The sequence below is a fragment of the Micromonospora salmantinae genome, assembly GCF_022230905.1.
Classification (GTDB): domain Bacteria; phylum Actinomycetota; class Actinomycetes; order Mycobacteriales; family Micromonosporaceae; genus Micromonospora; species Micromonospora salmantinae.
This window is the reverse complement of sequence record NZ_JAKKFG010000008.1, coordinates 79,814-95,614: the sequence shown is the minus strand read 5'-3', so window position 1 is coordinate 95,614 and position 15,801 is coordinate 79,814. Positions and strand designations below refer to the sequence as shown.

Annotated in this window: 15 protein-coding genes; 5 read left to right on the top strand and 10 right to left on the bottom strand. The window is 72.0% G+C overall.

What is annotated here, in order from left to right:
- Positions 1-127 precede the first annotated feature (127 nt).
- The 5 genes from PSH03_RS07765 to aspS all read right to left on the bottom strand — a co-directional run bounded on the left by PSH03_RS07765 (position 128) and on the right by aspS (position 6,216).
- Positions 128-1,666 carry a replication-associated recombination protein A gene (locus tag PSH03_RS07765; protein WP_210784930.1) on the bottom strand — a complete coding sequence of 513 codons (1,539 nt, stop codon included), beginning with the start codon at positions 1,664-1,666 and terminating at the stop codon, positions 128-130.
- A gap of 74 nt (positions 1,667-1,740) precedes the next feature.
- A complete protein-coding gene (locus PSH03_RS07760; RefSeq protein ID WP_210784931.1) occupies positions 1,741-1,962 on the bottom strand; it encodes a hypothetical protein in 222 nt (73 codons plus the stop codon).
- A 201-nt stretch (positions 1,963-2,163) separates the two neighbouring features.
- Positions 2,164-3,450, bottom strand: coding sequence for an MFS transporter (locus tag PSH03_RS07755; RefSeq protein ID WP_238688676.1), 1,287 nt, complete (start codon positions 3,448-3,450; stop codon positions 2,164-2,166).
- On the bottom strand, positions 3,447-4,055 hold the full coding sequence (locus PSH03_RS07750; RefSeq protein WP_238688675.1) for a winged helix-turn-helix domain-containing protein: 609 nt from the start codon (positions 4,053-4,055) through the stop codon (positions 3,447-3,449). Before PSH03_RS07750 ends, PSH03_RS07755 begins: the two co-directional genes overlap by 4 nt.
- 355 nt (positions 4,056-4,410) lie before the next feature.
- Positions 4,411-6,216, bottom strand: a complete 1,806-nt coding sequence (aspS, locus tag PSH03_RS07745; RefSeq protein ID WP_210784968.1) for an aspartate--tRNA ligase — start codon at positions 6,214-6,216, stop codon at positions 4,411-4,413.
- A 154-nt stretch (positions 6,217-6,370) separates the two neighbouring features.
- On the opposite strand from aspS, the gene PSH03_RS07740 reads away from it, so the two are divergent.
- Both PSH03_RS07740 and PSH03_RS07735 read left to right on the top strand, forming a co-directional pair.
- Entirely contained in the window at positions 6,371-7,105 is a 735-nt protein-coding gene (locus tag PSH03_RS07740; protein WP_238688674.1) for a DUF998 domain-containing protein, read from the top strand.
- Between the two features lie 116 nt (positions 7,106-7,221).
- Positions 7,222-7,845, top strand: coding sequence for a DUF998 domain-containing protein (locus PSH03_RS07735; protein ID WP_238688673.1), 624 nt, complete (start codon positions 7,222-7,224; stop codon positions 7,843-7,845).
- Between the two features lie 96 nt (positions 7,846-7,941).
- Here PSH03_RS07735 and PSH03_RS07730 read toward each other — a convergent pair whose 3' ends face one another.
- Entirely contained in the window at positions 7,942-8,988 is a 1,047-nt protein-coding gene (locus PSH03_RS07730; protein ID WP_238688672.1) for a S1 family peptidase, read from the bottom strand.
- A 404-nt stretch (positions 8,989-9,392) separates the two neighbouring features.
- Positions 9,393-9,869, bottom strand: coding sequence for a winged helix-turn-helix transcriptional regulator (locus PSH03_RS07725; protein ID WP_238688671.1), 477 nt, complete (start codon positions 9,867-9,869; stop codon positions 9,393-9,395).
- 55 nt (positions 9,870-9,924) lie between these two features.
- Here PSH03_RS07725 and PSH03_RS07720 point away from each other — a divergent pair, with 55 nt between their 5' ends.
- Positions 9,925-10,437 carry a PaaI family thioesterase gene (locus PSH03_RS07720; protein WP_210784938.1) on the top strand — a complete coding sequence of 171 codons (513 nt, stop codon included), beginning with the start codon at positions 9,925-9,927 and terminating at the stop codon, positions 10,435-10,437.
- Between the two features lie 110 nt (positions 10,438-10,547).
- Here PSH03_RS07720 and PSH03_RS07715 read toward each other — a convergent pair whose 3' ends face one another.
- From PSH03_RS07715 to PSH03_RS07705, 3 genes are all read right to left on the bottom strand, one after another.
- On the bottom strand, positions 10,548-11,489 hold the full coding sequence (locus tag PSH03_RS07715; RefSeq protein WP_181518646.1) for an acyl-ACP desaturase: 942 nt from the start codon (positions 11,487-11,489) through the stop codon (positions 10,548-10,550).
- Positions 11,490-11,560: 71 nt separating this feature from the next.
- Positions 11,561-12,889: a histidine--tRNA ligase gene (gene hisS, locus PSH03_RS07710; protein ID WP_210784939.1), complete on the bottom strand. Its 1,329-nt coding sequence runs from the start codon at positions 12,887-12,889 to the stop codon at positions 11,561-11,563.
- 73 nt (positions 12,890-12,962) lie between these two features.
- Positions 12,963-13,673, bottom strand: coding sequence for an MBL fold metallo-hydrolase (locus PSH03_RS07705; protein WP_124861911.1), 711 nt, complete (start codon positions 13,671-13,673; stop codon positions 12,963-12,965).
- Positions 13,674-13,943: 270 nt separating this feature from the next.
- Between PSH03_RS07705 and PSH03_RS07700 the strand changes: the two genes are divergently transcribed.
- The gene (locus PSH03_RS07700; protein ID WP_210784940.1) at positions 13,944-14,828 is read left to right on the top strand and encodes a peptidylprolyl isomerase; all 885 of its coding nucleotides are present in this window, start codon (positions 13,944-13,946) and stop codon (positions 14,826-14,828) included.
- A gap of 58 nt (positions 14,829-14,886) precedes the next feature.
- On the top strand, positions 14,887-15,729 hold the full coding sequence (locus tag PSH03_RS07695) for a peptidylprolyl isomerase (protein ID WP_238688670.1): 843 nt from the start codon (positions 14,887-14,889) through the stop codon (positions 15,727-15,729).
- Positions 15,730-15,801 lie beyond the last annotated feature (72 nt).

Genomic DNA, 15,801 nt, shown 5'->3' with positions numbered 1-15,801 from the left:
GCCTCGCCGGCGGCCGGCTGCTCCGGCTCGGGCTCAGCCGGCCGGCCCCGACCCCAACGGCGGGTCTTGGCGCGGGGATCGCGCCGCTCGTCCGGGCCCTCGTCCGGGCGGTCCCCACCACGCGATCTCACTGTTGACCCTCTCCTGCGGCGTCGGTGCCGCTGTCCTGCATCGTGCCGGGGGCACCCGGGCCCGTCGTCGGACGGGCGGCCCCCGGGGATAGCGCTGGCGCGGTCTGCGCCGTTACGGACGGCTCGGATGTCGGCGTCTCCGGGCGCGCGGCCGGAGCCGGCAGACCACGCACGATCCGGCGCAGCACCGGCAACCGGCTGGCCACCGACCGCTCCGCGCCGTGCGGACTCGGCTGGTAGTAGTCGGTGCCCACCAGGTCGTCCGGGACGTACTGCTGGGTGACCACGCCGCGCTGGTCGTCGTGCGGGTAGCGGTAGCCGGTCCCGTGGCCCAGCCCTCGGGCGCCGGCGTAGTGCGCGTCGCGCAGCCCTCGCGGCACCGGGCCACCGCGACCGGCCCGGACGTCGGCGATGGCGGCGCCGATGGCGGTGGTGGCCGAGTTCGACTTGGGCGCGGTGGCCAGGTGGATCACCGCCTGGGCGAGGTTGAGCTGCGCTTCTGGCAACCCGACGTACTCGACCGCGTGCGCGGCGGCGGTCGCCACGCTCAGCGCCCCGGGATCGGCCATGCCGACGTCCTCGCTGGCGAAGATGACCAGACGACGGGCGATGAACCGGGCGTCCTCACCGGCGACCAGCATGCGGGCCAGCCAGTGCACCGCCGCGTCCACGTCCGAGCCGCGCATGCTCTTGATGAAGGCGCTGACCACGTCGTAGTGGGCGTCGCCGTCGCGGTCGTAGCGCACCGCCGCCACGTCGACGGCCTGCTCGGCGGTGGCGAGGTCGATCCGCCCGCCGCCGAGGGCCGTGGCGGAGGCCGCCGCCGCCTCCAGGGCGGTGAGTGCCTTACGGACGTCACCGGCGGCCAGCCGGACCAGGTGATCCTCGGCCTCGGTGGTCAGGGCCAGTGCGCCGTCCAGGCCACGCTTGTCGGCGACCGCGCGGCGCAGCAGACCCCGCACCGCCTCGTCGTCCAACGGTTGCAGAGTGAGCAGCACGCACCGCGACAGCAGCGGTGAGATGACCGAGAAGTACGGGTTCTCGGTGGTCGCCGCCAGCAGGGTGACAGTGCGGTCCTCGACGGCGGCGAGCAGCGAATCCTGTTGGGTCTTGCTGAACCGGTGCACCTCGTCGATGAAGAGCACGGTCTGCGGGCCGCCGGAACGGCGCTGGCGGCGCGCCGCCTCGATCACCGCCCGGACGTCCTTCACGCCGGCGGAGAGCGCCGACATGGCGACGAAGCGGCGGTCGGTGGCCCCGGCCACCAGGTGCGCGATGGTGGTCTTGCCGCTGCCCGGCGGGCCCCAGAGGATCACCGACATCGGAGCGCCGCCGGAGACCAGTTGCCGCAGGGGTGCGCCGGGAGCGAGCAGGTGTTCCTGCCCGACCAGCTCGTCGAGGGTCACCGGGCGCATCCGGACGGGCAGGGGCGAATCGTCGGCCACCGCGGTGAAGCCGTCGACACCGGCGGGACCGTCGGGCGCGCTGCGCGACCCGGCGGGTTCACCGAGGGAGAAGAGGGCGTCGGACTCCATCACGAAGACAGTACCGGGCCGGGCCCACGACGCCGGAATCGCGCCGCGGGCCCGCCACCGGTGATCGGTTCCGGTCAGCCACGCCCGGGGCGACGGCCCCGGTACCAACGGCCGCCGCCACCGCCGCCGCCGCCGCGCGGGCCGCTGCCCACGCCGGCCAGGTAGAGCGAGAGCAGGAGCAACCCGATGAGTACGAGGGTGTTCCAGTTGAACAGGTCGGGCGCTCCGAAGTCGGTGCCGAGCAGGTCGAGCAGCAGGGCAAAGCCAAAAACGATGGCCGCGAGAATGGCGAGCATGTCAATCCTCCGGTGGGGGTTCCCAGTAGGTCGGCGCGTGATGTACCCAATCGGTCGACTCGCCAATCTCGACGGTGGAGACGGCCACGCCGCGACGGCCCCGCGGAGGCATTCGACACTCGGCTCCTAGCCTGGACCGCACGATCGATCCGCCTCGCCTGACCGTTGAGAAGGGGCCCCTTGCGGACAAGGGGCCCCTTCTCAACGGTCCGCGGCGGGAACCGGAACCGCTGTCGGCTCGACGGCCGGGACGGCCCGACGGCCGGCCAGCCAGGCGGGCAGGTACAGCGGGGCGGCGACGGCCAGCACCACAGCGCCGACCACCATCGCGGTGCTGACGCTGGTGGCGGCGGCGAGCGCGGTGAGCACCACCCCGCCGAGCGCGCCGGCCGGCTGCGCCATCATCGAGTTCAGCGACAGCACGCTGGTCCGGTACGGGCCGTCGACCTGCCGGTGCAGCAGTCCACTGTGCAACGGGTTGGACGCGCCGTGCACGGCGTAGCAGGCCAGGTAGGCCACCAACACGCCGACCGGCCCGGCGAACAACCCCATCCCGACCACCGTCACGCCCTGGAGGATGCGCAGCACTGCCGCACCCGGCGCGGCGCCGAACCAGCGCAGCAGCAGTGGGGTCAGTGCCGCGCCGGCGGCCGAGGCGAGCCAGGCGGCCGAGTTCGCCGGCCCGAGCAGCACCGCGGCGCGTTCCGGGTCGCCGATCACCTCGGCGAGCCGGACCGGCAGCAGCGACTCGAAGGTGACCATGCCGAAGCCCCAGAACAACTCGACGGCCACCAACGCCAGCAGCACCCGGGAACGACGCAGCAGCCCGACGGCCTGGCCGATCATCCGGGGCGCCTGGACCACCGAGGCCCGTAGCGCCGCGAACCCCGTGGCCGGACGCTCTTCGACAAGCAGTACGACCACCGCGACGAGTGCCGCCGCCTGCGCCACGATGGCGGCGAACACGGGCACCGTGAGCGCGCTGACCGGCCCGATCGGGCCGAGCGCGATGAGACCACCGCTGAGCAGCGCGCCACCACCGATGGCCCCACCGACGACGGTGCCGGCGTAGCCGAGGCCGCGCTCGTACTCGGCCGCCGGGTCGGCGGCCAGGGTGGCGTCGACATACCAGGACTCCAACGGGCCGCTGTCCAACGCCCGGTAGATCCCCTGCAGAGCCCAGACCACGAAGAACAGCCAGAACGAGTCGGCCACCGCGAACAGCGCCAGCGAGGCGAGGTTCAGCACCCCGGCGGCGAGCAGCACCGGTCGACGACCGAGGGCGTCGGCGAGCCCGCCGGTGGGCAACTCCAGCGCCAGCACCAGCAGCCCCTGCGCCGTGGAGACCAAACCGATCTGCGGCAGCGACAGGCCGCGCTCCTGCATCAGCAGGATCATCACCGGGATCATCAGACCCGTGGGCAGCCAGCGCAGACCGTAGAGCGTGAGGTAACGACGCCGAACCTGACGTACGGTCAGCGCGCTCACTGGAGGCCCTCGCGCAACGGGTAGGCGGCCAGGAACACCTGCACCGGGCGGGCCTCCGGGTCGGTGGCGGGATCGGACTCGGCCTCGCGGTGATACCGCTCCAGCACCTGCCACACCTCCGCCTTGAGCTCCTCGAGCCGGGCCGGCGGGATGGTCATGAAGATGTCGCTCATGCCGAACCCGTCCCGCCAGGCGGCCGACCACTCGTGCTGGGTGGCGAACCAGCGATCGGCGGTCTCGGCGAGCAGACGCACCTGGTCGCCCTGGATCCACTCGATCGCGGCCCTGGCGTCGGGGTCGTCGTCGAAGTCGCTCGGATCCCAGTTGGTCACGTCGTGCGCCGCCTGCCACCAGCGCTGCCGCCCGCTGCCGCGGTCGGGATCCTCGATGACCAGCCCGACCTCGGCGAGTTGCCGCAGGTGGTAGCTGGTCGCGCCGGTGTTGGTGCCGAGCAGTTCGGCGAGGGTGGTCGCGGTGGCGGGCCCCTTCACCCGCAGCGCTCCGACCAGCCGCATGCGCAGCGGGTGCGCCAGCACCCGGACCTGCCGTTTGTCGATCCGCACCTCACGCGGCGCCGGCCGCGGGACGCCTTCGTCGTTCGCCATGCCTGCACACTATCTCTGCACACTTCCTATGCACAATAGTTGTGCATAGGAAGTGTGCAGGTGCCCTCGTCAGCGGGCGAGGAGTTCGCGTACTCCGCGCAGCCGGGTGCGCAGCAGGGCGGCGGCACGCGCGGAGTCCAGGCGTACGTCCAGGGGGCGGACCACACCGGTCGCCGCGCAACCGACCACCCGGCGCCGAGGCCCCGCCGACAAACCGACCGCCCGAGTAACCCACTGCCCCCGACAACAAGCACCCGCATCCCAGCCCACTCCCCCACTGACGATCAAGAGGTTTGCGTCATCTCGCGGGGCGATGATGACGCAAACCTCTTGATCAACCAAGCAGGAGCGGGGGTCAGACCGGGTCTGCTACCGGGGCTGCGGGGCCGGCCGTGCCGGTGTGGGCGGTTGCGGCGGGCTTGGGCTTGGCGTCGATGCCGGCCTCGGTGCGCTGCTGGGCGGTGATCGGGGTGGGTGCACTGGTCAGCGGGTCGAAGCCACCCCGGGTCTTCGGGAAGGCGATGACCTCACGGATGGAGTCGGCGCCGGCGAGCAGCATGCAGACCCGGTCCCAGCCGAAGGCGATACCGCCGTGCGGCGGGGCGCCGTACTTGAACGCCTCCAGCAGGAAGCCGAACTTGTCCTGCGCCTCCTCGGGAGTGATGCCGAGCAGGTCGAAGACCCGCTTCTGCACGTCACCCCGGTGGATACGGATCGACCCGCCGCCGATCTCGTTGCCGTTGCAGACGATGTCGTACGCGTACGCCAGGGCCCGGTCCGGAGCCTCCTCGAACCGGTCGACCCACTCCGAGTTCGGCGAGGTGAACGGGTGGTGCACGGCCGTCCAACCGCCCTCGTCCGTGCGCTCGAACATCGGCGCGTCGACCACCCAGCAGAACGCCCAGGCACTCTCGTCGATCAGGCCGGACCGCTTGGCGATCTCCACGCGGGCCGCCCCGAGCAGCTCCTGCGCCTCCCGGGTGGTGGCGCTCGCGGCGAAGAAGACCGCGTCACCCGGCTTGGCGCCGACCGCGTCGGCGAGCCCACCCAGGTGCTCGGCGGAGAGGTTCTTCGCCACCGGGCCACGCGCCTCGCCGGTCTCGGCGTCCAGCACCACGTACGCCAGGCCGCGCGCCCCACGCGCCTTCGCCCAGTCCTGCCAGCCGTCCAGCTCCTTGCGGCTCTGCGCCGCCCCGCCCGGCATCACCACCGCGCCGACGTAGCCGCCCGCGTCGATCGCCCCGGCGAAGACCCGGAACTCGGTGCCGCGCAGGTACTCGGTCAGCTCGGTCAGCTCGACGCCGTAGCGCAGGTCCGGCTTGTCCGAGCCGTACCGGGCCATCGCGTCGTGCCAGGTGATCCGCGGGATCGGTCGGGTGATCTCGTGCCCGGCCAGGTCCTTCCACAGCGCCGAGACGATCGCCTCACCGAGGTCGATCACGTCGTCCTCGGTGACGAACGACATCTCGATGTCGAGCTGGGTGAACTCCGGCTGCCGGTCGGCGCGGAAGTCCTCGTCGCGGTAGCAGCGGGCGATCTGGTAGTACCGCTCCATGCCGCCGACCATCAGCAGCTGCTTGAACAACTGCGGCGACTGCGGCAGCGCGTACCAGCTGCCGGGCTGAAGCCGCACCGGCACCAGGAAGTCGCGGGCGCCCTCCGGCGTCGAGCGGGTCAGCGTCGGCGTCTCGATCTCCAGGAAGTCCCGCTCGTGCAGGACACCCCGGGCGAGCTGGCTGGCGCGCGAGCGCAGCCGCAGCGCGTTCGCCGGGCCGCTGCGGCGCAGGTCCAGGTAGCGGTACCGGAGTCGGATGTCGTCACCGGCCTCGATCTGGTCGTCCACCGGCAGCGGCAGCGGCGCCGCCTCGGAGAGCACCTCCAACTCGACGACGGTGACCTCGACCTCGCCGGTGGGCAGCTCCGGGTTCTCGTTGCCGGCCGGGCGGCGGGTCACCTCGCCGACGACCTTCACGCAGAACTCGTTGCGCAGCGCGTGCGCATCTTCCTCGCGGAACACCACCTGGACAACACCGGAACCGTCGCGCAGGTCGACGAAGATGACCCCGCCGTGGTCGCGGCGGCGGGCCACCCAGCCGGCGAGCGTCACCGTCGAGCCGGCGTCCGCGGCGCGCAGGCTTCCGGCATTGTGGGTACGGATCACGGCTGGCAACTCCTCATCGTGGAACAGTCCTCACCCGCATTCTGTCAGGGGTGGCCGCCCCGTCTCCGGGCACCCGGCAGGCCGGCACGATTCGCTGGTGGGGTGGACCGGCGAACCCGACTCTGCCGGCGGCCGCGCCGGTTAACGTGGCGAAATGCGGCCCGTACCGAACTGGGCCGTCGCCACGGCGGCGGCGGCGCCCGTGCTGCTGGTGGCCGGTTGGACGGTGGCGGAGGCCCGACAGCCCGTCGGGTACGACCCGGTCCGGGACACCATCAGCGAGCTGGCAGGACAGGACGCCACCGACGCCTGGATCATGGTGGTGGCCCTGGTGCTGCTCGGCTGCTGTTACCTGTCGGTCGCCGCCGTCCTGCACGCGGCCGGACTACCCAGCCGCTTCCTGCTCGCGATCGGTGGCGTGGCCACCATCGCGCTGGTCGCCTTTCCCCGGCCGCCGGTCGGCGGCTCACTCAGCCACGGCGTCGCGGCGACGGTGGCCGTCCTCGCCCTGGTGCTCTGGCCGGCCGGCTCGGCACTGCGGCTGCCGCGTGGCCGCGACACCGAGCACCCCGCTCGACCGGAGCCGCCCTGGGCGTTCCGCCGGGCGGTCGGGCTCAGCGCCACGCTCGTGCTGCTCGCGCTCTTCGGCTGGTGCGCGTTCGAGGTGACCAGCGGGTCCCGCACCGGGCTGGCCGAGCGGGTGACGGCGATAGCGGTCTCCCTCTGGCCGCTGCTGGCTGTCCTCTCCGCCCGGCGGGCGCACCTCGCCTGGTCGACCGGCGGCACCGTACGCGTCGGCCCGAACCTGCCGACCATCGGCGTCGTACCCCCGGATCCGCTCGGACCACCGAGCGGGCCGACCCCCGGGCGCCCCGACCTGCTGCCGTGAGTCGTCCCGCCTGATCTCTTCGTCGCCCTCGCCCGCTCAGGGCGTCCGCACCGTCGGCCGGTCAGCCCGAGCACGCGGCCCGGGAACCGCGCCGGTCGGATCGTTACGATCGCCCGATGTCTGCCGTTCCCCGTTGGGCCCTGCTGTCAGCAGGTGGCGCACCCCTGTTCCTCATCGGCGGGTGGACCCTGGCGCAGGCTGCCCAGTCCGACGGATTCGACCCGGTGCGGCAGACCATCAGCGCGCTCGCCGCCACGGGTGCGGACCATCGCTGGATCATGACGGTCGGGCTGGCCGGCCTGGGCCTCTGCCACCTGACGACCGCGCTCGGCCTGGTCAGCGCCGCGCCGGCAGGCCGAGCGCTACTCGCGCTGGGCGGGCTGGCGACACTGATCCTGGCCGCGTTCCCGCAGCGCCCGACCGGTGACTCGACGACGCACGCCGTGGCCGCCGGTGTGGCGTTCGCGGCGTTGGCAGTCTGGCCGGCCCTGGCGGTGCCCCGCCGCGCGAGGCCGTCCCCCGACCGGGACCACCGCCACCCGCCGGCTCTCGTACGCCGGCTGGCGCTCGCGGCGGCGGTGGTCCTCCTCGCGCTGGTCGGCTGGTTCGCCGTCGAGTTCTTCACCGACGGGGCATGGATCGGGCTGACCGAGCGGCTGGCGGCGGCCGCCGAGGCGGGCGTACCGCTGGCCGCCGTGCTGGTCTCCCGGCGGCGACCGGGACCGTCCGGGCCCGGCTGAGCGTCGTCGCGGTCGCCCGGCGTCGGCGGGGTTCGGTGGCTGTCAACGCGACGCGGGCCGCCGGAGTGTTCCGGCGGCCCGCGAGCGGTGCGTGGATCAGAAGACGCTGACGCCGTAGCGGCTGAGCGCCTCGGTGACCGGCTGGAAGAAGGTCGTGCCACCGGTGCGGCAGTTGCCGCTACCACCGGAGGTCAGACCCAGGGCGGTGCCGCTGGCGAACAGCGAGCCGCCGCTGTCGCCAGGCTCGGCGCAGACGTTGGTGCGGATCAGACCGGAGACCGAGCCCTCGGCGTAGTTCACGGTGGCGTTGGTCGCGGTCACCGAGCCGCCGCGCAGGCCGGTGGTGCTGCCGGAGCGCTGCACCGACTGGCCGACGGAGGCGTTGCCGGCGCCGGTGATGTCGCGGTAGCTGCCGTTGTAGAGGTAGACGTTGCCGGCGGCGTTGGCCGAGTTGTTGTGCCGCACGATGCCGTAGTCGTTGCCCGGGAAGCTGGTGCCGGTACGGCTGCCGAGCAGCGCGGTCTGGGCGGAGTTCGAGTACCAGCTGGCCGAGATGTTGGTGCAGTGCCCAGCCGTCAGGAAGTAGTAGGTGCTGCCACTGCGCACGTTGAAGCCGAGCGAGCAACGCCCGCCCCCGCCTGCGTAGATGGCCTGGCCACCGGAGATCCGGGTGCTCAGCACGCCGGCCTCGGCCTCGATCCGGACCGCGCCGTTGGCCCGCGCGGCGGCGGCCTTGACCCGCTCCAGCTTGGCCCCGGTGACGGTGCTGTCGACGGAGACGACGACCTGGTTGGTGACCGGGTCGCTCCACCAGGCGGTGCCCGGGATCTTGGCGGAGCGCTCCAGCTCGGCCGTGGCCCGGTTGAGCTCGGCGGCGCCGCGGGTGACGTAGCGGACGACGGCGCCGGCCTTGCTCGCCTTGCTGGCGGCGGTCGCGTCGGTGACCGTGACGACGGACTTGCCGCTGGCGTCGATGTACGAGCCGGCGGAGCGGTCGCCGAGTTCCGCGGAGATCGCGGCGGCGGTGTCGGGCGATGCGGCGGGAGCGGCCTGGGCCGGCGCGCCGATGAGCGAGCCGACAACCAGGGTTCCGGAAACGGCGACTGTAGCCGCAACGCGGAATGAGGACCTCGTGGGTCGCATGTAACAACCTCCTGGGCGGGGGAGCGGGTCTGGCCGGGGGCGGCTGACCCGAGGGCAACCCGGCCGATCTGGGGAAACCGGCCGACTGAGACTGAAGTATTCACATACTTAAGATCATTAACAAGGCTTGAATTCGCCCGGATTCACCGATCCCGGTTGGTCGCACGGCCGCAACACCCCCGACACGCTGGCGAACAGCCACCGTCACACCCAACCGACATCCGCCCCACTTTCGACGCGCACGATCATCGATGTCTTCCCCGCCGGGCCTCGGATGCACCGACGCCGGGACGGCACGGCACCGCGCGACGGGCGTCAGGCGACGGGCTACGGGCTACGGCGACGGCGACGGGCGCCAGGGAGTGCGGCGGGCGACGGGCGCCAGGGAGTGCGGCGGGAACGGGTCAGGGGATACGGCGACGGGCGCCGGGGCCCGGACTGGGCACCACGTCGCGGGGCCGACCCACGTCGTGCCCGTCGGCGCAGCGCAGTTCGGCGCGCACCTCGGCGCCGCAGTCGCGGTGCGTGACAGTGAGCGGCGGGCCCTCCGCGTCGGCGAGGTACCGGTCGCCCCAGCCGAGGACGGCGACCAGCACCGGCCACAGATCCAGGCCCTTCTCCGTGAGGCGGTACTCGTGGCGCAGCCGACTGCCGGGCTCCCGGTACGGTTCGCGACTCAGCACCCCCTGCTCCACCAGGCTGGCGAGCCGGTTGGTCAACACCTGGCGGGGAATGCCGGTGCGTACCCGCATGTCGTCGAAGCGGCGTACGCCGGTGAACACCTCGCGGAGCACCACCAGGGTCCACCGCTCACCGAGGACCTCCATCGCGCGGGCGATGGTGCAGTTCTCCACTGACCAGTCCAGAGCCGCGGGTCGCATCCGACCAGGCTAGATCTCGTTGACAGACTCAGCAACCTGCTGCCAGGCTGCGTCCATGACGCAGACGCAGGAACCAGTGCGCAGCCGTACCTTCACCTGGGCGGACCCGTCGGTCAACGCCGCCCAGGTCGGTCGACGCAGCGGCCTGGACATGCTCCGGGCGATGATCGCCGGAGAACTGGCCGCGCCGCCGGTGATGCACCTTCTCGACATGACCAGGATGGAAGCCGACGAGGGCCGGGTCGTCGTCGAGTTGACTCCGCAGGAGTTCCACTACAACCCGCTCGGCAGCGTCCACGGTGGCGTGCTCTCGACCCTGCTGGACACCGCCGCGGGGTGCGCCGTACACACGACGCTGCCCGCCGGCGTCGGCTACACCTCGCTGGATCTCAACGTGAAGTTCCTCCGCCCGGTCACCGTCGACAGCGGCACCCTGCGCTGCGAGGGCACGGTGCTGCAACGCGGCCGCCGTACGGCCCTGGCCGAGGCCCGCATCACCGATGCCGCCGACCGCCTGATAGCCCACGCCACCAGCACCTGCCTCATCCTCCCCCTCCCAACCCCCTAACCCCACCCCACCCCTCACCCCCCGGGTTGATCATGAAGTTATTGCCTCGACACGCCGACGAGAGTGGCAACAACTTCATGATCAACAGGGTGGGACCGGGGGGGTGGGGGTTAGCGGAGGGCTAGGCGGGCGGCTCGGGCGTCGCGCTTCTCCTCGAAGCGGCTGGCGGCGCGGTCCAGGTTCTCCAGCTGGGCGGCGAGCTGCTCGCGGGCGGCCTCGCCGTCGGCGTTGAGGCCGGTCACGTTGAAGACGTCCCACTGACGCAGGACCGGCTGCAGCACCTCGTCGCGGTGCTGACGCAGGTCGTAGATGCCGGCCAGGGCGATCGCCACCGACTTGCGGGCGAACCCGTCGATGCCGCTGCCCGGCATCTGGAAGTCGGCCACCACGTCGGCGACGGCCCGCATGGCCTGGCTCGGAGCCAGCTCGAACGCGGCCGCGAGCAGGTTGCGGTAGAAGACCATGTGCAGGTTCTCGTCGGCGGCCACCCGGGCCAGCAGCGCCTCGCAGGTGGGGTCGCCGGTGGCCTTGCCGGTGTTGCGGTGCGAGATCCGGGTGGCCAGCTCCTGGAACGAGACGTACGCCAGCGAGTGCAGCACCTCGTCGCCGTGGGCGTTGGTGTAACCCTCGGACATGTGCGTCATCCGGGCCCGCTCCAACGCCACCGGGTCGACCGCCCGGCTGACGGTGAGGTAGTCGCGGATCGCGACGCCGTGCCGACCCTCCTCGGCGGTCCACCGGTGCACCCAGGTGCCCCACGCGCCGTCGCGACCGAACAGGGTGGCGATCTCGTGGTGGTACGAGGGCAGGTTGTCCTCGGTCAGCAGGTTCACGATCAGCGCGGTGCGGGCCACGTCCGGGATGGTGGAGTCGGTCGGTGACCACGCCTCGCCGCCGAGCGGCCCGTCGAAGGTCCGTCCTTCGCTCCACGGCACGTACTCGTGCGGGAACCACTCCTTGGCGAGCGAGAGGTGGCGGTCCAGGTTGCGCGCGACAACCGGCTCCAACTCGACGAGCAGCGCGGTCTGGCTCACTGTGGTGCTGACGGTCACGAGAAACTCCCTACGGTGGCGTAACTTACGCTACCGTAGGTCCCCGCGGCCGTCAGCGCCAGTGGGGACACTCAACCGACAGTGGGTTTCAGGTCTCCCGGGGGCGGCGTCCACTCCCCCGCACCGGCCGTGACCTGCTCACCGGAGCGGATGTCCTTCACCTCGTCCGGCGCTCCCTCGACACCGGGGAACCACACGTACGGGATGCCGCGCCGCTCGGCGTAACGGATCTGCTTGCCGAACTTCGCCGCGCTCGGCGACACCTCGGTCGGCACCCCGCGCCGCCGCAGCGCCTCGGCCACCCGGTTGCTGGCCGTACGTTGCTCCTCGCTGGTCACCGCGACGAGCACGGCGGTCGGCACCTCCCGCGAGACCGACAGCTCCCCCGCGCCGAAGAGCAGCCCGAGCAGCCGGGTCACGCCGATCGAGATCCCCACCCCCGGGTACGAGACGGCGCCGGCGCTGGCCAGGTTGTCGTACCGGCCACCGGAGCAGATGGAGCCGAAGCGCTCGTAGCCGCGCAGCTGGGTCTCGTAGACGGTGCCCGTGTAGTAATCCAGCCCACGGGCGATGCGCAGGTCCGCCACGCAGAGACCGGGCGAGTGCTCGGCGGCGGTGTCCACCACCCGGACCAGCTCCTCGATGCCCTCGTCGAGCAGCGGGTCGCTCACCCCGAGCGCCCGGACGGCGTCGGCGAACGAGGCGTCCGGGGCGGAGATCTCGGCCAGCGCCAGGCACGCCTTGGCCTGCGCCTCGCTCGCCCCGGCGGTCTGGGCCAGCAGCTCGGCCACCTTCGCCGGGCCGATCTTGTCGAGCTTGTCCACGGCGCGCAGCGCCGCCTCCGGGTCGGTCAGCCCGATGCCCCGGTAGAAACCCTCGCAGATCTTGCGGTTGTTGACCTGGATCGTCACCGGTGGGATCGGCAACGAGCGCAGTGCGTCCCCGATGACCAGCGGCATCTCCGCCTCGTGGTGCGCGGCCAGCGTGTCCCGGTCGACGATGTCGATGTCGGCCTGGACGAACTCCCGGTAGCGGCCCTCCTGCGGTCGCTCGCCCCGCCACACCTTCTGGATCTGGTAGCGGCGGAACGGGAAGCTCAGCTTGCCGGCGTTCTCCAACACGTACCGGGCGAACGGCACGGTCAGGTCGAAGTGCAGGCCGAGCTGGTCGTCACCACCGGCACCCTCGGCGTCGGCGTGCAGCCGCCGGATCACGTAGACCTCCTTCGAGGTCTCGCCCTTGCGCAGCAGCTGGTCCAGCGGCTCCACGGCGCGGGTCTCCAGCGGCGCGAAGCCGTACAGCTCGAAGGTGGCCCGGATCTTGTCGAGCACGAACTGCTCGATCATCCGCTGGCCGGGGGTCCACTCCGGGAAGCCGGAGATGGGCGTGGGCTTGCTCATCGGCGTACTCCTTGCGGTTCCGCGCCGGTGGCGCGGTGGTGTCGTGGGTCCGCGCGCGGCGCGGACAGAAGATCTAGAGGCCCCGGGTGGGAGCGGCCGGCGACGTGCCAGCCACCTCGATGAGGTACGGGTTGCTGGCGCGCTCACGGCCGATGGTGGTGCTGGGGCCGTGGCCGGGCAGCACGACGGTGTCGTCGGCGAGCGGAAGAATCTTGTCGCGCAGGCTGGTGAGCATGGCCGGCATGCTCCCGCCCGGCAGGTCGGTGCGGCCGATCGACCCGGCGAAGAGGACGTCACCGGAGAGGCACAGCTCGTCAGCCTCCCAGCTCGACCCGGCGCCCGGCAGCCGGAACAGCACCGACCCGCCGGTATGGCCCGGGGCATGGTCGACGGCGATCTCCAGGCCGGCGAGCGTGAGGGTGGCGCCGTCGGTCAACTCCGCCACGTCGTCCGGCTCGGTGTAGCTCAGCCGGCCGCCGAAGAGCGACGTCAGGTCGGCCGAGAGGCCCTTGGACGGGTCGGCCAGCATCTCCCGGTCACCGGGGTGCACGTACGCGGTGATGCCGCGGGCACCGCAGACCGGCGCGACCGAGAAGGTGTGGTCGAGGTGGCCGTGGGTGAGCAGCACGGCGGCCGGATGCAGGCGGTGCTCGGCGAGCAGCGCGTCGAGCTGGTCGAGCACCCCGATGCCGGGGTCGACCACCACGCACTGCTCCCCCGGCGCGGTGGCAACCACGTAGCAGTTGGTGCCGAAGGCGTCCGCGGGAAAGCCGGCCACGAGCACGGGCGCTGTCCTTTCCGTCGAGCAGCTGTCGTCCTGCACAGCAGCCTATCGGGCGGGCCGAGCGAGTTTGCCGCGTCCGCCCCAGGGGCCCCGCAGTGCACAGTGACAACCTCCGATAAGCGCTGCTCGGGACGGGGTGGACCTCGTACACCACATTCCCAGTCACTAGCCGTACACTCTGGCGGGCGTGTGGCGCGGCACACGTGACGCTCGGACGGGTCGGGGCGACCGGCCGCCGGCGACGACCAGGTAGAGGAAAGGGGAGCACGGGTGGCTTCCAGCAGGGACCGGCAGCGCAAACTGGCGCGGGCCAAGCTCGACCGGCAGTTGGCTCGCCGGGCCGCCTCGACGCGGCGCCGACGGCAGATCCAGGCCGGAGTTGGCGCCGCGCTGATCCTCGTGTTGGTAGTGGCCGGCTCAGCCTGGGCGCTCGGTGCGTTCGACTCCGACCCGAAGCAGAACACGGCCGCGGAGGAGACCTGCCTCTGGACGCCGCAGGACGCGACGGCCAACACCAACCTCAAGGACGTCGGCACGCCGGCCACTAAGGATCTGCCCACCGACGGCACCCGGGCGATGACAGTGACCACCAACCAGGGCGCGCCGATCACCGCGGAACTGAACCTGACCAACTCCCCGTGCGCGGCCGCGAGCATCGCCCACCTGGCGAGCCGGTCGTTCTACGACAACACCAAGTGCCACGAGATCACCGCGGAGGGCGCGCTGCGCTGCGGCGACCCCAGCGGCACGGGTCTTGGTGGGCCTACCTACTCGTTCTACGACGAGGAGTTGCCGACCGTGCCGTCGGCGTCGCCGTCGGCCAGTCCGGCCCCCGACCAGCCGCCCACGTACCCGAAGGGGACGGTGGCGATGGTCTCCAACCCGCCGGGCAGCAACGGCAGCCAGTTCCTGATCTTCTTCAAGGACTTCACCACCGCCGACCCGAAGTACCCGGTCATCGGCCGGGTGACCGGCGGGTTGGACGTGGTGGAGAAGATCGGCGCCCTCCCGACCGTGGACAATGGGACCGGGGCGAAGATCAAGCCCAGCACCGATGTGACGATCCAGAGCCTCACGGTCGGTGAGCCGGTCACCGGTGCGGCACCGGCGCCGTCGGCCTCCGGCACCCCGGCCAGCAGCCCGAGCGCCGGCTGACCGGTCGCCCCACCCAATTACTCGGCACCCAGCAGCAGATAGCCAGGAGGATCCAGGCGTGACGTCCACCAGAGAGCGGCAGCAAGCGGCGGCACGACGCGCCCGGCTCGAGAAGGAGATGGCCGAGCGCGCGGCCAAGGCCCGCAAGCGCCGGCAGACGACGGCGATCGTCAGCGCGGGTGCCGCACTGGTGCTCGTGGTCGCCGGCACCGTCTGGCTGGCGGTGAGCCTTGGCGGCGACGACGACAAGAGCGACACCGCCGCGCCGGCGCCCGGCGCGTCCGAGTGCGTGTACAACGCGCTGCCCACCGAGCAGCGGCCCCCGCAGATCAAGGACGTGGGGGTGCCGAGCAACCAGCAGTCCGGCACCGGCGTGCAGACCATGACGATCGACACCAACCTCGGCCCGATCACCGCCAAGGTCGACCGGTCGCTGGTGCCGTGCACGGCGGGCAGCTTCACCCACCTCGCGGAGAAGAACTTCTTCGACAACACCAAGTGCCACCGTCTGGTGACCGAGGGCATCAAGGTGTTGCAGTGCGGTGACCCCAGCGCCACCGGCAACGGCTGGCGCCCCACCGACGGCCAGGGCGGCCCGAGCTACCGCCTGCCCGAGGAGAACCTGCCCACCGACAAGCGCCCGCCGTACCCGGAGGGTGTCATCGCGATGGCCAACTCCGGCCAGCCGGGCAGCACCGGCAGCCAGTTCTTCATCGTCTACGGCGACTCGCCGCTGGACCCGGCGTACACGGTGCTGGGCACCATCACCGGCGGCCTGGACCTGGTCAAGGACGTGGCCAAGGCCGGCGACGACGGGGCGTTCGCCCAGCAGGCCGGTGGCGGCCACCCGAAGAAGGAGGTCATCATCAAGGACCTCACGATGAGCAACCCGCAGGGCTGACCCCCGCGCGCACGACGAAGCGCCCGCCGGCTGAGCCGGCGGGCGCTGTCGCGTTCTCGGGGGTACGCGTCG

Excerpts from the sequence above, each read along its gene's own strand:
- PSH03_RS07765 (WP_210784930.1), bottom strand. The coding sequence starts at position 1,666 with ATGGAGTCCGACGCCCTCTTCTCCCTCGGTGAACCCGCCGGGTCGCGC.
- PSH03_RS07760 (WP_210784931.1), bottom strand. The coding sequence starts at position 1,962 with ATGCTCGCCATTCTCGCGGCCATCGTTTTTGGCTTTGCCCTGCTGCTC.
- PSH03_RS07750 (WP_238688675.1), bottom strand. The coding sequence starts at position 4,055 with ATGGCGAACGACGAAGGCGTCCCGCGGCCGGCGCCGCGTGAGGTGCGG.
- PSH03_RS07740 (WP_238688674.1), top strand. The coding sequence starts at position 6,371 with ATGCGGCCCGTACCGAACTGGGCCGTCGCCACGGCGGCGGCGGCGCCC.
- PSH03_RS07735 (WP_238688673.1), top strand. The coding sequence starts at position 7,222 with ATGTCTGCCGTTCCCCGTTGGGCCCTGCTGTCAGCAGGTGGCGCACCC.
- PSH03_RS07730 (WP_238688672.1), bottom strand. The coding sequence starts at position 8,988 with ATGCGACCCACGAGGTCCTCATTCCGCGTTGCGGCTACAGTCGCCGTT.
- PSH03_RS07725 (WP_238688671.1), bottom strand. The coding sequence starts at position 9,869 with ATGCGACCCGCGGCTCTGGACTGGTCAGTGGAGAACTGCACCATCGCC.
- PSH03_RS07720 (WP_210784938.1), top strand. The coding sequence starts at position 9,925 with ATGACGCAGACGCAGGAACCAGTGCGCAGCCGTACCTTCACCTGGGCG.
- hisS (WP_210784939.1), bottom strand. The coding sequence starts at position 12,889 with ATGAGCAAGCCCACGCCCATCTCCGGCTTCCCGGAGTGGACCCCCGGC.